This is a genomic window from Polaromonas sp., assembly GCF_013817205.1.
Classification (GTDB): Bacteria; Pseudomonadota; Gammaproteobacteria; order Burkholderiales; family Burkholderiaceae_C; genus Polaromonas.
The window spans coordinates 18,493-32,427 of the sequence record NZ_JACDDD010000001.1; the positions used below are offsets into that span (position 1 = coordinate 18,493).

Consider the following 13,935-nt stretch of genomic DNA (forward strand, 5'->3'; position numbering starts at 1 on the left):
CCGGGCATCGGCCTGCGGGCACCGGATGGGGTTCTGTATTTGAGCTCCCACCCGTCGGGCTGGGCCGTGGAGCGCAGGCAAAAAAAGCGGAACAGGGATCGCGATTGTTTGAGGTGAAGCCGAGTTCGAGCGAGACCCGCTTTTGGCGAGCACTGGCGGTTGCTCCCGCGCCAAGCGAAGCGGATGCAGACCATCGGCTCGGCTTTTTTTTGGGTTATTTTTCTTTCGGTGACGCAAAAGAAAAATTAGTTACCGCCGGGCACCCCCCTACTTGCTGGCAACTTCAGTGCATGGTCAACCCGCCACCGAGGCATAGACTTATTACTCCAAACGCACCCGCCTCCCCGCCAGTTACCATGTAGCCACAACAACATCACCACCGGCCGCCTGAGGCCGGAGAGGAAAAATCTCATGCATCGCATCGTCATCGTCGGAGGGGGCGCAGGCGGGCTGGCGCTGGCCACCCAGCTCGGCAAACGCCTGGGCAAAAAGGGGCTGGCCCAGATCACGCTGGTCGACGCCGCCCGCACCCATGTGTGGAAGCCCCTGCTGCACCAGCTGGCGGCCGGCAGCTTTGACACCCATGCCGAGGAAATCGAATATCTTGCGCAGGCGCGCTGGAATCATTTCAAGTTCCGCCTGGGCCGGCTCGAAGGCCTGGACCGCGCCAGCAAAACCCTGCAACTCGCCGCCAGCCATGACGAGGCCGGACGCGAAATCACGCCGGCGCAGGAGCTGGGCTACGACACGCTGGTCATCGCCGTTGGCAGCCAGACCAACGACTTCGGCACCTTGGGCGCAGCCGAACACACCATCAAGCTGGACAGCCCGCAGGCTGCCAAACGTTTCAACGACCGGCTGATCAACGCCTGCATACGCGCGCAGACCGTTCCGCGTAGCGCAGGCAGCGGCCGCCTGACGGTGGCCATCGTCGGCGGCGGCGCCACCGGTGTGGAACTGGCGGCCGAACTGCATGCCTCGGCGCGTGTGCTGGCCAACTACGGCTTTGACCACATCCACCCGGAAAAAGACTTGCAGATCGTGCTGGTCGAGGCTGCGCCGCGCCTGCTGGCGCAACTGCCCCAGCGCCTGAGCGAATCAGCGCTGCGCGAGTTGCGCAAGCTGGCCATCGAGGTCCATACCAACGAGAAGGTCGTCGAGGTCACCGAAGGCAGCCTGAAGATGGCCAGCGGCAAGGTGATCTCGTCCAGCCTCACGGTCTGGGCCGCCGGCGTCAAGGCCGGCGACTTCCTGAAAACACTGGGCGGCGAGCAGGCACTGGAAACCAACCGGCTCAATCAGCTGGTCGTCAACGGCAACCTGCAGACCACCGACGCCAGCATCTTCGCCTTCGGCGACTGCGCCGCCTGCCAGCAACCCGACGGCACCTGGGTGCCGCCGCGTGCGCAGGCGGCCTACCAGCAGGCCATGTACCTGGTGAAGGCCTTGCCGCGCCTGCAGCGCGGCGAGCCGATGTCGCCGTTCGTCTTCAGAGACCAGGGCTCGCTGGTGTCGCTGTCCGAGTACTCCTCGGTCGGCAGCCTGATGGGCAGCCTCACCAAGGGCAGCTTTTTCATCGAAGGCCAGCTCGCCAAAGTGATGTACTGGGCGCTGCACAAGCAGCACCAGCTGGCGCTGGGCGGCTGGAAGAAAACCGCACTGATCACCCTGTCGGAAATGATTGACCGCACCTACCGCCCGCGCATCAAGTTGCACTGATAATCAGCGGCATTCCCATCAACCCAACGGAGAAACACCATGGCCAAAGGACAGACCCACAACAACAAGATGGTCAAGAAACCGAAAAAAGACACCTCGCCACCGAAAGCGGTGTCGCCCGACGCGGTGCGCCCGACCATCGTCACCCAAGTCCCCCTGCGCGGCAAACTGAAGAACAAGTAAAAGTGACGGCTCCAGTCCCACCGCAATTTTCCGCCGAGCCGCCCCAAGGAAAATTAGCCCCCTCGGGGGGCAGCGAGGACACGCCAGTGCCGAGCGTGGGGGCCATACAGGCGGGCAATCCGCTGCACGGCGTCACGCTCGAAGCCATGGTCACCGCCTTGTCGGCGCACTATGGCTGGGGAGAACTCGGCCAGCGGATTGCGATCCGCTGTTTCACTTTCGAGCCGAGCGTGCCATCCAGCCTGAAATTCCTGCGTAAAACGCCCTGGGCGCGTGAGAAGGTCGAAAGCCTTTTCCTGTTCATGCTGCGCGAGCAACGCCGCGCCGCGCCGACGGTGCACAATTTCCCGCCGCCAAAGACCTAAGCACCCAGCGGGTTGGCGAACAGCATCATCATGGCCACACCCACACCGATCAGGAAGTTGGCGTCGATCAGGCCGGCAAGCAGGAACATCTTGACCTGCAGCGGTTCCATCAATTCGGGCTGGCGCACCGCGCCCTCGATGAAACGCCCGCCCATCACCCCTATGCCCAGGCAGGCGCCAACGGCGCCCAGTCCGATCAAAAGGCCGGCTGCAATGGAAATGGCACCTGCGTCTGTCATGATTTTTCTCCTTGGTTAAACACTTGCTGATGGCTCCATGATGCTGCCTGGCTCATCGCAAAACAATGACCTCAGAGGTAATGACGCCGCGCCGCGCGGTTTTGAAATAGTCCATGCCGACGCCAGCCTGCTGGTGCTCAACAAGGCCGCCGGCCTGCTGTCGGTACCGGGCCGGGGTGAGGACAAGCAGGACTGTCTGAGCACACGGGTGCAACAACATTACCCCGACGCGCTGGTCGTGCACAGGCTCGATATGGCCACTTCGGGCCTGTTGATGATGGCGCGCAGCATCGCCATCCAGCGCGCACTCGGCGCGCTGTTCGAGCGCCGTCAGGTCAACAAGCGCTACGTCGCGGTGGTCGATGGCGACCCTGTCACCCCGCCCGGCGCCGGAGCCTGGGGCCTGATCGACCTACCCATCGCCGTGGACTGGCCGAGCCGCCCGCTGCGCGTCATTGACGCAGAGCATGGCAAAGCCAGCCAGACACGCTGGCGCGTATTGGGGCACGATGCGCTCACCCGCAGCTCACGCCTGGAACTGGCGCCGTTGACCGGCCGATCGCACCAGTTGCGCGTGCACCTGCAGGCCATCGGCCACCCCATCCTGGGGGATCGCCTGTACGGCGACGCCACCGTGCAGGCACGCGCGCCGGGCCTGCTGCTGCACGCCAGCCGTTTGCAGTTTGCACATCCCGTCAGCGGTGAGCTGATGGATCTCCGCAGTGCGCCTCCGTTCTGAACACTGACGCAGGGGCGCGGAACTTCGTCGACGTCGGCTGCATCTGATGACCATCAGAAACGGAGTTCTCATGCCCACTGACCGCCCAACTTTGCTTCGTCGTCGTACCGTCGCCGCCGCCCTGGTGGCCTTCCCCGCCCTGTGGCTGGGCCCGCGCGCGCAACCAGGCACCGCCCGGCGCGCCACACCCTCGCAAACCGAAGGGCCGTTTTACCCGGTGGCTTTGCCCAGGGACAGCGACCCCGACCTGCTGCGCAACGGCACGCTGGTCTATCCCGAGGGCGAGCCGGCCTGGGTCGAGGGCCAGGTCAGCGATCTGGCCGGCAAACCGGTGGCAGGTGCCCGCGTCGAGATCTGGCAGTGCGACCACGCCGGCCACTATCACCACCCCGGCGACGGCGACCGGGCAGACCGGCGCTTCCAGGGCTTCGGCAGCGTCACGGTGGCTGCCGACGGACGCTACCGCTTTCGCACGCTCCGGCCGGTCGCTTATGCCGGGCGCACACCGCACATCCATGTGAAAGTCAAGCTCGGCCAGCGCGAACTGCTGACAACCCAGCTGTATGTGGCCGGAGACGCCGGCAACACACGCGATTTTTTGTGGCGCCGGCTCGATGAGACGGACCGGGCAGCATTGACCGTTCCGTTCACGGCAGGTAATGATGGCCTGCGTGCAAACTTTCCCATTGTTGTGACGGCCTGAGGCGCACAAACCGGCATGCCGGTCGCGTTTGTCAGTAACATCGGCAGCTATGACCCACCACCTTTTCATCCTGACCGGCGCTTCCCGCGGCATGGGCCTGGCCATGGCGCGGCAACTGCTTAAACCGGGCCATACGCTGCTGTGCATCTCGCGCAAGACCAACGACACCCTGGCCGCGCAGGCCAAGCTCGCAGGCGCGGCGCTGGTGCAGTGGCCGCAGGACCTGGCGCACAGCGTCGATCTCAGCGCGCGACTGGAGCAATGGCTGCGCGAGCTGGCCGGCGAAGGTTTTGCCAGCGCCGTATTGATCAACAACGCCGGCGTGATCCCCCGGATTGGCCCGCTCAGCGATGCGGATGCCGACGACCTGCACCAGGGTCTGGCTGTCGGACTGGAAGCGCCCATGCAACTGACCGCCGCCTTCCTGCGCGCCACCGAAAGCTGGACCGCCCAACGCAAGGTGCTCAACATCTCGTCGGGACTGGGACGCAAGGCCATGGCGTCCCAGTCGATTTATTGCGCCGCCAAAGCCGGCATGGACCACTTCACACGCTGCGTGGCCCTGGAAGAAGCGCTCAAGCCCCGGGGCGCCACGCTCTGCTCACTGGCGCCCGGCGTAATCGACACCGACATGCAAACCCAGCTACGCGGCGCCGAAGCGGCGGCCTTTCCGGACCAGAGCAACTTCATCAACCTCAAGGAGCGCGGTCTGCTGACCTCACCGGAAGAAGCTGCCGCACGCATCCTGGCCTTTTTGGCCAGAGCGGACTTCGGCAGCCAGCCGGTGGCAGATGTAAGAGACTGAGTCTGTTTGCTACATATTTTATAGCTATGTGCGCTTGATGCATAAGGGCTGGAGGCCGAATTATTCATAAATTGAGCCTGCGCGCGATTCGACGCAGTCAGTCATCGCGCTGCGCCCCTGTCTTGCTCTTGGCGCTAGTTGCAACTCCCCAATCGCCCCCCCCCCACGGCTTCCCAGCCGACGCACCATTACGCAGAACTCGGTTAAGGTTAAGGTCTGCATGACAAGCCATCACGCGCGCACATGACCCCACCCAAATCCGCTACTTTTCCCTCGTCCGCCGACAGGCCGCTGACCGGCTGGCGGCTGCGCTGGTACACGGTTATCTTTGAATCTGACACGCGGGCCGGCCGCTGGTTTGACCTGTCCCTGCTCGCTATCATCCTGCTGAGCATTGCGGTGGTGATGGCCGATAGCGTGCAGGCGCTTCAACTGCGTCATGGCCGCGTTTTCATGACGCTGGAATGGTTGTTCACGCTGCTGTTCACGGCCGAGTACATCGCACGCCTGCTTTCTGTGCGCCGGCCGCTGCAGTACGCGACGAGTTTCTTCGGGATCGTCGATCTGGTGGCGGTGCTGCCCACTTACCTGGCGCTGTTTTTCCCGGAGCTGCATGCGCTCATCGACGTGCGTGTGCTTCGCTTGCTGCGCGTGTTCCGGATTTTGAAGCTGGCTGCTTATGTCGCCGAATACCAGTTTCTCGGACGAGCGCTGGCGGCCAGTGGCCGCAAGATACTGATTTTTTTGTCGGCCGTGCTGATGCTGGTGCTCATCATGGGCACGGTGATGTATGTGGTTGAGGGTCAGGCCAACGGCTTCACCAGCATCCCGACATCCGTCTACTGGGCCATCAGCACGGTGACCACCGTGGGTTTTGGCGACATCACGCCCAAGACCGACCTCGGGCGCTTGATTGCCTCTTTCATGATGTTGATGGGCTGGGGCATTCTGGCCGTGCCGACGGGCATTGTCACGGCCGAAATGTCGTCGCAGCGCCGCTCCCATTGGTCGCATGCGCCGACCACGCGCACCTGCCACGAGTGCCTGACCGAGGGTCATGCCGCAGAGGCAAGTTTTTGCTTCAATTGCGGCGCGCGTTTGCCGGTCTACCAGCAGGAAGCGGCGCCGGAGAAAGCCTCAGCAAAGAAGCGCCCTAAGCGCCCGCCGTGAGCCGGCGTGGCGTGATCTCGACGGAGTTCGCCGGAGTACTCATCCAGACCGTGCCGTCCTGTACAGAGACCTGTAGCTGCATGCTACGTTCGGCCAGTTTGGCCAGGGCCTGGCTTTGCGCCGCATCAATTTGCCAAACCATCAGGTTGTCAGCCCGCGTGAGTTTACTTTCGATGTTTTTCCACCAGACTGGCGTGCTGCTAGCAAAGCTGTAAACGCTCACCCGTTCGGACCGGCCGGCGGCGCGCATCAGACGCTTGTCGTCGGGCTGGCCGACGTCGATCCAGTGCAGGATGTGGTCGGTGTAGTCCTTGTGCCAGAGCGCGGCCTCGTCGACATCCCACAAGTCTTTTGCGAACTCAAGGTGGCCCTTTTTGTCGTCGGCGGGGACATTCATCGCATAGGCCAGCAGCCGGATCATCATGCGTTCATCCGCCTCAGATGGATGGCGTGCAATCGTCACGTTGTGGTCGCCGTAAATGCCGCGGTCCATGTCGGCAATCGCCAGTTGCGCTTTGTAGATGGTGGCTTTGAGTGCCATGTTGGTTTTCTGGATGTTATCGGTAGAGGCCTGTATTGGAACAGACAGGCAAGGGCAAGTCAGTCTGGCTATCATGATCCCATGATCCGACTGTCTGTTCTTGATCAATCGGTGGCCGTGACCGGCCGCAGCGCCGATGCCTCCATCCGTGAAACCCTGGCCCTGGCTCAACACTGCGAAACACTCGGGTATCAGCGCTTTTGGGTCAGCGAACACCACAGTCACCCGACCATCGTGGGCAGCGCACCCGAGGTGCTGATGGCGGCGATCGCGGCGACCACTCAGCGCATACGCATAGGCAGCGCCGGCGTGATGCTGCCGCACTATTCAGCGCTCAAGGTGGCCGAGCAGTTTCGCGTGCTTGAAGCGCTGGCGCCCGGGCGCATCGACCTGGGCGTCGGCCGTGCACCGGGCTCGGACGGCCGCACAGCGCAGTTGCTCAACCCGCAGACGCGTAGCGCCGCTGACCACTTCCCGCTGCAGGTGCGTGAGCTGCAGGCCTGGGTGAGCGGCACCGAATTGCCTGAAGGCCACCCGGGGCGGGGTGTGACGGCCGAGCCCAGGGGGCCGACCGCACCGACCTTGTGGATGCTGGGCAGCTCGAACTATGGCGCGCAACTGGCGGCGCACTACGGCCTGCCGTATGCGTTTGCCTGGTTCATCACCGACGGGCAGGGCGCGGAAGAGGCCATCGCGCTGTACCGAGAACTGTATCGCCCCAGCGTGCAGCATCCGCAGCCGCAGCCCGCCCTGTGTTTGTGGGCGCTGGCGGCTGATACCGAAGAAGATGCCTGGCATCATTTCTCGGGCCGCGAGCGCTGGAAGATGGACCGCAACCGCGGCGTGCTTGGGGCGCTGCAGTCGCCGGCCGAGGTGGCGCTGTTGCCTTACAGTCCTTCTGAAAAGATCCAGGCGGAGCAGATCAGGCGATCCGCGCTGGTGGGCAGCGGCGCGCAGGTTGCCGAAAAATTGCGTCATCTGGCCGCAGCGCTGGAGATTGAGGAACTGGTGGTGATCACTTGGGCCCATGACCCGGCCGTGCGGCGGCGCTCCTACGAATTGCTGGCAGCGCAATTTCGCACGGATTAGCCCTTCATACTTCCATCAACAACAGGAAACCCCATGACAAGAGCAATCTTCAGCAGCACCATTGCCGGCAGCCTGCCCAAGCCGGCCTGGCTGTCGGAAACCCGCAAACTCTGGCCCCAATGGAAGGCCGAAGGTGCCGAACTTGCGCAGGCCAAGGCCGACGCCACCCTGCTGTGGATCAAGGCGCAGGAGGATGCGGGTCTCGACGTGATAGGTGACGGCGAGCAGTCGCGCCAGCATTTTGTGCATGGCTTTCTCGAGCAAGTCGAAGGCATTGACTTTGAGCACAAGGTCAAGATGGGCATACGCGACAACCGCTATGACGCCATGGTGCCGCAGGTGGTGGCGCCGCTCAGGATCAAGGGCCGTGTACATGCGGCCGAGGCGCAATTGCTGCGCGCGCATACCGACAAAAAAATCAAGTTCACTCTGCCAGGCCCGATGACGATTGTGGACACCGTAGCCGACCGGTTTTACGGCGACCGCATCAAACTGGCCATGGCCTTTGCCGAGCTGCTGAACCAGGAAGCGCTGGCCTTGCAGGCCGACGGTGTGGACATCATCCAGTTTGACGAGCCGGCCTTCAACGTGTACATGAAAGACGCGGCCGACTGGGGCGTGAAGGCGCTGGAGCGCGCTGCACAGGGCCTGACCTGCACCACCGCCGTTCACATCTGTTACGGCTACGGTATCAAGGCCAATGATGACTGGAAGCTGACTCTGGGTGAGGAGTGGCGCCAGTACGAGCAGGTACTGCCGGCACTGGCCAAAAGCAGCATCCAGCAGGTCAGCCTGGAGTGTTACCACTCGCATGTGCCGCCGCATCTGATGGCACTACTCGAGGGCAAAGACGTGATGGTCGGCGTGATCGACGTCGCCAGCGAAGAGATCGAAACACCCGAGCAGATCGCCGACACCATCGGCATGGCCCTGCAGTACGTGCCGAAGAACCGCCTGCTGCCCTGCACCAACTGCGGCCTGGCACCCATGGACCGCGAGATTGCGCTCAAAAAGCTGCAGGCGCTGGCCCAGGGAGCTGCGCTCGCGCGAGAGCGTTACGCGGCATGGGGGCAGGCATGACTGAACTGGCGTTTGCCCCATCAAGTGAGTTGGGCCTGTGCCCGGATCGCCTGCAGCGTTTGCTGGATGTGTTGCGGGCCGACGTGGACTGCGGGCGCTTGCCCGGCGCGGTGGCGCTGGTCGCCCGGCACGGCCGCATCGCCCTGTTTGAAAGCCTTGGCCAGCTCAATCCGGCAGCCGGCACGCCCATGAACCGCGAGGCGATATTCCGCATCTATTCCATGACCAAACCGGTGGTTTCGGTGGCCGTCATGATGCTGATGGAGCAGGGAAAGTTGCTGCTCAGCGATCCAGTGTTCAAGCACCTGCCCGAATTTGCCGACCAGAAGGTGGCGGTGGAACGGGACGGCCAGGTCGTGCTGGAGGATGTGCAGCGCCCCGCCACCGTGCAGGACCTGCTGCGCCACACCGCCGGCCTGACCTATGAATTTCTCGGTACGACGGCAGTGCAGCGGCAGTATGCCGGGCAGCAGATGGGCTCGCGCGAGCGCAGCAATGCGGAGTTTTCGCGCGTCCTGGCGGCCTTGCCGCTGATGCACCAGCCCGGCAGTGTCTGGGAATACAGCCGCGCCACCGACGTGCTGGGCCGGCTGGTCGAGGTCGTCAGCGGGCAGTCCCTCGGTGACTATTTGCGCGAAATCATTTTGATTCCGCTGGGCATGATTGACACCGGCTTTACCGTGGCCGAAAGCGCCCATCACCGGATTGCCGAGCCCTTTGCGCACGATCCCGACGGCGGCGTGCCGATGCGGGTGCTGGACGCCCGCCGCGCCACTGCCATGGAAAGCGGGGGTGGCGGCCTGATGTCCACCGCAAGGGACTACGCCCGTTTCCTGCAGTTCATGCTCAATCGCGGCGAACTGCAAGGCGTGCGCCTGCTGGGGCCGCACACGGTGGACTTCATGACGGCCGATCATCTGGATGGCCTGCCGTCAACCGGCGACCTCTTACCACCCGGCCATGGCTTCGGGCTCGGGTTTGCAGTGCGCACGGCGACGGGCGTGTCACCGGTACCCGGCTCTGTCGGCCTCTACTACTGGGGCGGCATCGCGGGCACCACCTTTTTTGTCGATCCGGCGCAGCAGCTGTATGCGCTTCTGATGATCCAGGCGCCGAATCAGCGCGACCACTACCGGCCGCTGTTTCGCAGTCTTGTGTATGCTGCGCTTGTCGACTGACCCCACCCACCTCCAAGTCGGCGTGTAAAGCACAGGAAAAGCGGTTGTTAAGTTGGGCTCCGGTGCGCATTACTGCGCGCTTATGGTGGGTCTGCGCATACCTTTACTTACGAATTTCACTCCGTCCTACATTGCCGTTGACACGGTCTTGGTACAAGGGAGGCTCACACAAAGGAGTACCCATCATGGATACAAACAATCAGATTTCCGCCACGCCGGGCAGCCAGCTCGGTTTTCCGCAGCGCATGCAACACAGCAAGGGGCTGGTCGCGATTGTGGCCGTGCTCGGTGTTACCGTGATGGCCCTGGCCGGCGTACTGGTGGTTAACCGCTCTAACGCACAGCCAGGCGGTACCGAGGCGATTGCCGTCGCGCCGACAACGACATCGAAAACCAGTACAAGCACAAGCACAGGCACAGGCACAAGTACCAGCACAAGCACCAAGCTTGCCAGCAATACGGCGGCACCTGCCCGACCTGCGGTGCAACAGCGCCCGGTCGAACAGCGTTACGCGGAACAGCGTCCGGTTGTCGTGGCCCAAGCACCGGCACCGGCACCGGCACCAAAACCAGTAGTCTGCGCCGATTGCGGCACCGTTGAAGCCGTGACGCCGATTGAGCGCCAGGGCCAGGTCAACGGCGTGGCTGTTGGCAATACCACCGTGGGTCTGGGCACCGTCGCCGGCGGAGTGATCGGCGGTCTGCTGGGCAGCCAGGTCGGCGGCGGCAACGGCAAGACAGCCATGACCGTGCTGGGCGCGGCAGGCGGCGCCTTTGCCGGCAACAAGATCGAGCAAAACATGAAGAAAGTCACTGTCTATCAGGTGCGCGTGCGCATGAACGATGGCTCGACCCGAAATGTCGAGGTGTCCAGCTCGGTAGCGGTCGGATCCAAGGTGATTGTTGAAGGCAATAACCTGCGCATGGCCTGATCTTTCCTGCCGCAAGGCACCATGAAAAGGCGTGATGGCTTGCCGTCGCGCCATTTTTCGTTTGGGTTACCCGCCGCCATGACGCGCGCGCGGCGAAGACTGTGCGAAGATTGTTGCTCTGCCCCCTTGTCCCGGTCTGCCGGCGGACCAGCAACCCAAGAAAGAAGCTTATGAAGGCCATCTGGAACGGCGCGGTGATTGCGCAAAGTGACGATATCGTCACCATCGAAGGCAACCATTATTTTCCCGAGAGCGCGCTGAACCGCGATCACGTCACCTTCAGCAACCACCACACCATGTGTGCATGGAAAGGCCAGGCGAGTTATTACTCGTTGCTGGTCAACGGCGAGATGAATACCGACGCCGCCTGGTACTACCCCGACCCCAAGCCCGAGGCCGAAGAAATCAAGGGCCGCATTGCCTTCTGGAAGGGCGTGAAGATCGAAGCCTGACTCAAGGAGTCTCATCATGTTCAAGCACATACTGTTGCCAGTCGATGGCTCGTCCACCTCACTGATGGCGGTCGAAAAAGCCAGGGGTCTGGCCCAGGCTTTCGGCAGCACCGTGACCTTGATCTACGTGATCGACCCGTATGCGTTCGGTGGGGGCGGTACCGACTTCGCCTACGGCCAGGCGCAGTACCTGGAGGCGGCGACCGCCGAGGCCAAGGGCGCGCTGGGTGACGCCACGCAGTCGCTTGAAGCGGCCGGTATCACGGTGACCGCCTCCATTATCGAGGGCCACGCGGTTTATCGCGGCATCCTGGAAACAGCCAACTCCGTCGGCGCGGACCTCATCGTGATGGGCTCGCATGGGCGCCGTGGTCTTGAAAAACTCGTGCTCGGCAGCGTGGCGGCGCAAGTGCTGGCGCATGCGCATTTGCCGATTCTGATTGTTCGGGACTGAGACCGCCGGTCCGGGGCCGGTTCATGCACAAAATCGGGCTACAGCCCTCGTCTGACGGGGACATGCAGCTATGGAATTCATAGCGATTTCTTTTCTTTTCAATGTTGTCGCCGACTTTATCCGGGAACCGTGTCTGCTGACTGCTTCAACGCCTCGTTGGGTTTGCAGTTCGCCAACAAGCCGGGGGGCTCGGCGGCAACTCACTTTCTTTTTGCGTCGCAAAGAAAAAAAGGACATCCCGCCGGGGCGACACCCGGCTTGCTGGCAAGCCACGGATCAAAGAGACAGAGAAGGCTTCGACAAGCTCAGCCCGAACGGTGGTAATCCACGCAAATGGGCCCGGACCGGGCCAGCCCCGGACTTTATTCGGGGTCCGGGACGATCGCATGGTCAATCAGGGCCTCAGATTTTCTCCGCCTCCTGCAAACTCCGCCACATCACCTTTCCGGACCCGCTCTTGGGCAGGGCCTCAACAAACTGCACGACTCGTGGATATTTGTAGGCCGCCATGTTGTCGCGGCACCAGCCGATGATGTCTTCCTCGGAGGTAGCACCTTTGGCGGCCGGGCGCAGCACGACCACCGCCTTGACGGTTTCGCCGCGATAGGCGTCGCGGGTCGAGATGATGCAAGCCTCCTGGATGGCCGGGTGTTTGAACATCAGCGCCTCAACCTCGGCAGGCCAGACCTTGAAGCCGGACGCATTGATCATGCGTTTGAGCCGGTCGGTGATGAAAAAGTAGCCGTCCTCGTCAACCCGCCCGAGATCACCCGAGCGGAAGAAACGCTTGCCGTCGATGTCGATGAAGGCCGCAGCAGTGGCTTCGGGGCGTTTCCAGTAGCCGGAAAAGTTCTGCGGCCCGCACATGATGATCTCGCCCTGTTCGCCCTGCGGCATTTCTTCAAGCGTCAAGGGGTCGATCACCCGCGCATCCACGCCAACAAAAGGCACGCCCAGGCACTGCTGCTTGGTCGCGTCGGGCGGGTTGCTGTGCGAAGGCGCGGCTGTTTCGGTCAGGCCGTAACCTTCAGCAAAACGCAGGCCGTACTGCTCCCACAGGCGCTGGGCCACAGCCTGCGGCATGGCCGCGCCGCCACCGCCGATATAAACCAGACCACTCAGGTCGAAGCTCGCGAAGTTCGGGCTGGCCAGCAGGTCGATGACCATGGTCGGGATATTGGTCCAATGCGTCACACGCCACTTCGAGATCAGCCGCCCGGCCAGCTCGCGGTCCCAGCGAGGCATCACCACCAAGGTCGCGCCGCCATAAATCGACGCATGCATGACAGACACCATGCCGGTGATGTGGAACATGGGAACCACCGACAGCACCACGTTTTCAAATGTGCTGTTGCCCCACAAACTGCTCGCGACCGCGTTGTGCATGATGCTCGCGTGGGTGTGCATGCAGCCTTTGGGCAAGCCTGTGGTGCCGCTGGTGTAGGGCAGCACCGCCAGATCCTGCGGCATGGCCGTGCCGGCAGGCAGCGTGGTGCGGTCGCCGCGCAGGGCGTGGTCCCAGTCCATGACCGCGCCGCCGTCCAGGACCGGCAGGGCATGACGCGTCGTCAGCCATTCCTCCCACGCCGGGGGCAGGGTCTCGGCGCCGTCGGCCTGCAGGTCGAAGGCGTCGCTGTAATGCGAAACAATCATGTGCTGCAGCCGCTCGGGTGGTGCCAACTCCGCATTGGCACGGGCCAGTTCGGGTGCCAAGTCGGCCGCGATGATGGCGACTTTGGCGTCCGGGTCGGTGATGTAGTGCTTGAGTTCCTCGGCCCGGTTCATCGGGTTGACCGGGACCACAACTGCATCGGCGCGCAGGATGGCAAAGTGGGCGATCACCCACTGCGGGCAGTTTTGCATATCCAGCACCACGCGATCACCCTTTTTAACCCCCAACGCATGCAGGGTCGCGGCCAGGCGTTCGGCCTTGTCCAGCACTTCCGCATAGGTGAACACACGGCCAAAAAACACCAGCGCAGCCTTGTCGGGGAAACGCAGAGTGCTGACGGCCAGGTTGTGCCACAGCGAAGTGGCAGGCGAGGTGATGGCGTGGGGCAGGCGTTTCGGCCAGAACTTGAAATGGGCGCGGTCCATGAGGTCTCCTTGATGCAAGCCTAACGTGCCCGGGGCAGCAGGGCATCGGGAAAGACGATAGAGCCGTCACATTCGCGACGCTGATTATGATGAGAGCATTTTTCAACACCACGGAGACCTGTATGTTCGCTCCCCGCTTCCATGCCCGACACCTTCTCGCAGCGCTTCTGGTCGCCACCAGCTCTGCGG

16 protein-coding genes are annotated in these 13,935 nt (G+C 62.9%); 13 read left to right on the plus strand and 3 right to left on the minus strand.

Annotated features, from left to right (window positions below; translation table 11 throughout):
* Positions 1-411: 411 nt before the first annotated feature.
* The 3 genes from H0W47_RS00090 to H0W47_RS00100 all read left to right on the plus strand — a co-directional run bounded on the left by H0W47_RS00090 (position 412) and on the right by H0W47_RS00100 (position 2,267).
* Positions 412-1,719, plus strand: coding sequence for an NAD(P)/FAD-dependent oxidoreductase (locus tag H0W47_RS00090; RefSeq protein WP_296919224.1), 1,308 nt, complete (start codon positions 412-414; stop codon positions 1,717-1,719).
* Positions 1,720-1,758: 39 nt separating this feature from the next.
* Positions 1,759-1,902 carry a hypothetical protein gene (locus H0W47_RS00095; RefSeq protein ID WP_296919225.1) on the plus strand — a complete coding sequence of 48 codons (144 nt, stop codon included), beginning with the start codon at positions 1,759-1,761 and terminating at the stop codon, positions 1,900-1,902.
* Between the two features lie 86 nt (positions 1,903-1,988).
* Entirely contained in the window at positions 1,989-2,267 is a 279-nt protein-coding gene (locus H0W47_RS00100) for a VF530 family protein (protein ID WP_296919377.1), read from the plus strand.
* On the opposite strand, the gene atpE is transcribed toward H0W47_RS00100, so the two are convergent.
* Entirely contained in the window at positions 2,264-2,506 is a 243-nt protein-coding gene (atpE, locus tag H0W47_RS00105) for a F0F1 ATP synthase subunit C (RefSeq protein ID WP_296919227.1), read from the minus strand. The genes H0W47_RS00100 and atpE overlap by 4 nt on opposite strands.
* A 40-nt stretch (positions 2,507-2,546) precedes the next feature.
* Between atpE and H0W47_RS00110 the strand changes: the two genes are divergently transcribed.
* The 4 genes from H0W47_RS00110 to H0W47_RS00125 all read left to right on the plus strand — a co-directional run bounded on the left by H0W47_RS00110 (position 2,547) and on the right by H0W47_RS00125 (position 5,923).
* Entirely contained in the window at positions 2,547-3,245 is a 699-nt protein-coding gene (locus tag H0W47_RS00110; protein ID WP_296919378.1) for an RluA family pseudouridine synthase, read from the plus strand.
* 70 nt (positions 3,246-3,315) lie between these two features.
* Positions 3,316-3,948 carry a protocatechuate 3,4-dioxygenase gene (locus H0W47_RS00115; RefSeq protein WP_296919229.1) on the plus strand — a complete coding sequence of 211 codons (633 nt, stop codon included), beginning with the start codon at positions 3,316-3,318 and terminating at the stop codon, positions 3,946-3,948.
* Between the two features lie 49 nt (positions 3,949-3,997).
* Positions 3,998-4,753: an SDR family NAD(P)-dependent oxidoreductase gene (locus H0W47_RS00120; protein WP_296919231.1), complete on the plus strand. Its 756-nt coding sequence runs from the start codon at positions 3,998-4,000 to the stop codon at positions 4,751-4,753.
* Positions 4,754-4,996: 243 nt separating this feature from the next.
* Complete coding sequence (locus H0W47_RS00125) at positions 4,997-5,923, plus strand: ion transporter (protein WP_296919232.1); 927 nt, start codon at positions 4,997-4,999, stop codon at positions 5,921-5,923.
* Here the strand turns inward: H0W47_RS00125 and H0W47_RS00130 are convergent.
* Positions 5,907-6,464: a YaeQ family protein gene (locus tag H0W47_RS00130; protein ID WP_296919234.1), complete on the minus strand. Its 558-nt coding sequence runs from the start codon at positions 6,462-6,464 to the stop codon at positions 5,907-5,909. The genes H0W47_RS00125 and H0W47_RS00130 overlap by 17 nt on opposite strands.
* Positions 6,465-6,548: 84 nt before the next feature.
* Here H0W47_RS00130 and H0W47_RS00135 point away from each other — a divergent pair, with 84 nt between their 5' ends.
* From H0W47_RS00135 to H0W47_RS00160, 6 genes are all read left to right on the plus strand, one after another.
* Positions 6,549-7,553: an LLM class flavin-dependent oxidoreductase gene (locus tag H0W47_RS00135; protein ID WP_296919379.1), complete on the plus strand. Its 1,005-nt coding sequence runs from the start codon at positions 6,549-6,551 to the stop codon at positions 7,551-7,553.
* A 45-nt stretch (positions 7,554-7,598) separates the two neighbouring features.
* The gene (locus H0W47_RS00140; protein ID WP_296919380.1) at positions 7,599-8,633 is read left to right on the plus strand and encodes a methionine synthase; all 1,035 of its coding nucleotides are present in this window, start codon (positions 7,599-7,601) and stop codon (positions 8,631-8,633) included.
* On the plus strand, positions 8,630-9,811 hold the full coding sequence (locus H0W47_RS00145) for a serine hydrolase (RefSeq protein ID WP_296919235.1): 1,182 nt from the start codon (positions 8,630-8,632) through the stop codon (positions 9,809-9,811). The genes H0W47_RS00140 and H0W47_RS00145 overlap by 4 nt, the downstream gene beginning before the upstream one ends.
* Positions 9,812-9,996: 185 nt before the next feature.
* On the plus strand, positions 9,997-10,743 hold the full coding sequence (locus tag H0W47_RS00150; protein ID WP_296919237.1) for a glycine zipper 2TM domain-containing protein: 747 nt from the start codon (positions 9,997-9,999) through the stop codon (positions 10,741-10,743).
* 170 nt (positions 10,744-10,913) lie between these two features.
* Positions 10,914-11,195, plus strand: coding sequence for a DUF427 domain-containing protein (locus H0W47_RS00155; protein WP_296919238.1), 282 nt, complete (start codon positions 10,914-10,916; stop codon positions 11,193-11,195).
* 16 nt (positions 11,196-11,211) lie between these two features.
* Positions 11,212-11,649, plus strand: coding sequence for a universal stress protein (locus H0W47_RS00160; protein WP_296919240.1), 438 nt, complete (start codon positions 11,212-11,214; stop codon positions 11,647-11,649).
* Positions 11,650-12,051: 402 nt separating this feature from the next.
* Here the strand turns inward: H0W47_RS00160 and H0W47_RS00165 are convergent, their stop codons facing one another.
* Positions 12,052-13,746: a long-chain fatty acid--CoA ligase gene (locus H0W47_RS00165; protein ID WP_296919242.1), complete on the minus strand. Its 1,695-nt coding sequence runs from the start codon at positions 13,744-13,746 to the stop codon at positions 12,052-12,054.
* Positions 13,747-13,935: the final 189 nt, after the last annotated feature.

Bases quoted from the DNA above. Each gene is read 5' to 3' on its own strand.
- H0W47_RS00120 (WP_296919231.1), top strand. From the start codon at position 3,998: ATGACCCACCACCTTTTCATCCTGACCGGCGCTTCCCGCGGCATGGGC.
- H0W47_RS00125 (WP_296919232.1), top strand. From the start codon at position 4,997: ATGACCCCACCCAAATCCGCTACTTTTCCCTCGTCCGCCGACAGGCCG.
- H0W47_RS00095 (WP_296919225.1), top strand. From the start codon at position 1,759: ATGGCCAAAGGACAGACCCACAACAACAAGATGGTCAAGAAACCGAAA.
- H0W47_RS00130 (WP_296919234.1), bottom strand. From the start codon at position 6,464: ATGGCACTCAAAGCCACCATCTACAAAGCGCAACTGGCGATTGCCGAC.
- H0W47_RS00155 (WP_296919238.1), top strand. From the start codon at position 10,914: ATGAAGGCCATCTGGAACGGCGCGGTGATTGCGCAAAGTGACGATATC.
- H0W47_RS00160 (WP_296919240.1), top strand. From the start codon at position 11,212: ATGTTCAAGCACATACTGTTGCCAGTCGATGGCTCGTCCACCTCACTG.
- H0W47_RS00150 (WP_296919237.1), top strand. From the start codon at position 9,997: ATGGATACAAACAATCAGATTTCCGCCACGCCGGGCAGCCAGCTCGGT.
- H0W47_RS00090 (WP_296919224.1), top strand. From the start codon at position 412: ATGCATCGCATCGTCATCGTCGGAGGGGGCGCAGGCGGGCTGGCGCTG.
- H0W47_RS00145 (WP_296919235.1), top strand. From the start codon at position 8,630: ATGACTGAACTGGCGTTTGCCCCATCAAGTGAGTTGGGCCTGTGCCCG.
- H0W47_RS00110 (WP_296919378.1), top strand. From the start codon at position 2,547: ATGCTGCCTGGCTCATCGCAAAACAATGACCTCAGAGGTAATGACGCC.
- atpE (WP_296919227.1), bottom strand. From the start codon at position 2,506: ATGACAGACGCAGGTGCCATTTCCATTGCAGCCGGCCTTTTGATCGGA.
- H0W47_RS00165 (WP_296919242.1), bottom strand. From the start codon at position 13,746: ATGGACCGCGCCCATTTCAAGTTCTGGCCGAAACGCCTGCCCCACGCC.
- H0W47_RS00115 (WP_296919229.1), top strand. From the start codon at position 3,316: ATGCCCACTGACCGCCCAACTTTGCTTCGTCGTCGTACCGTCGCCGCC.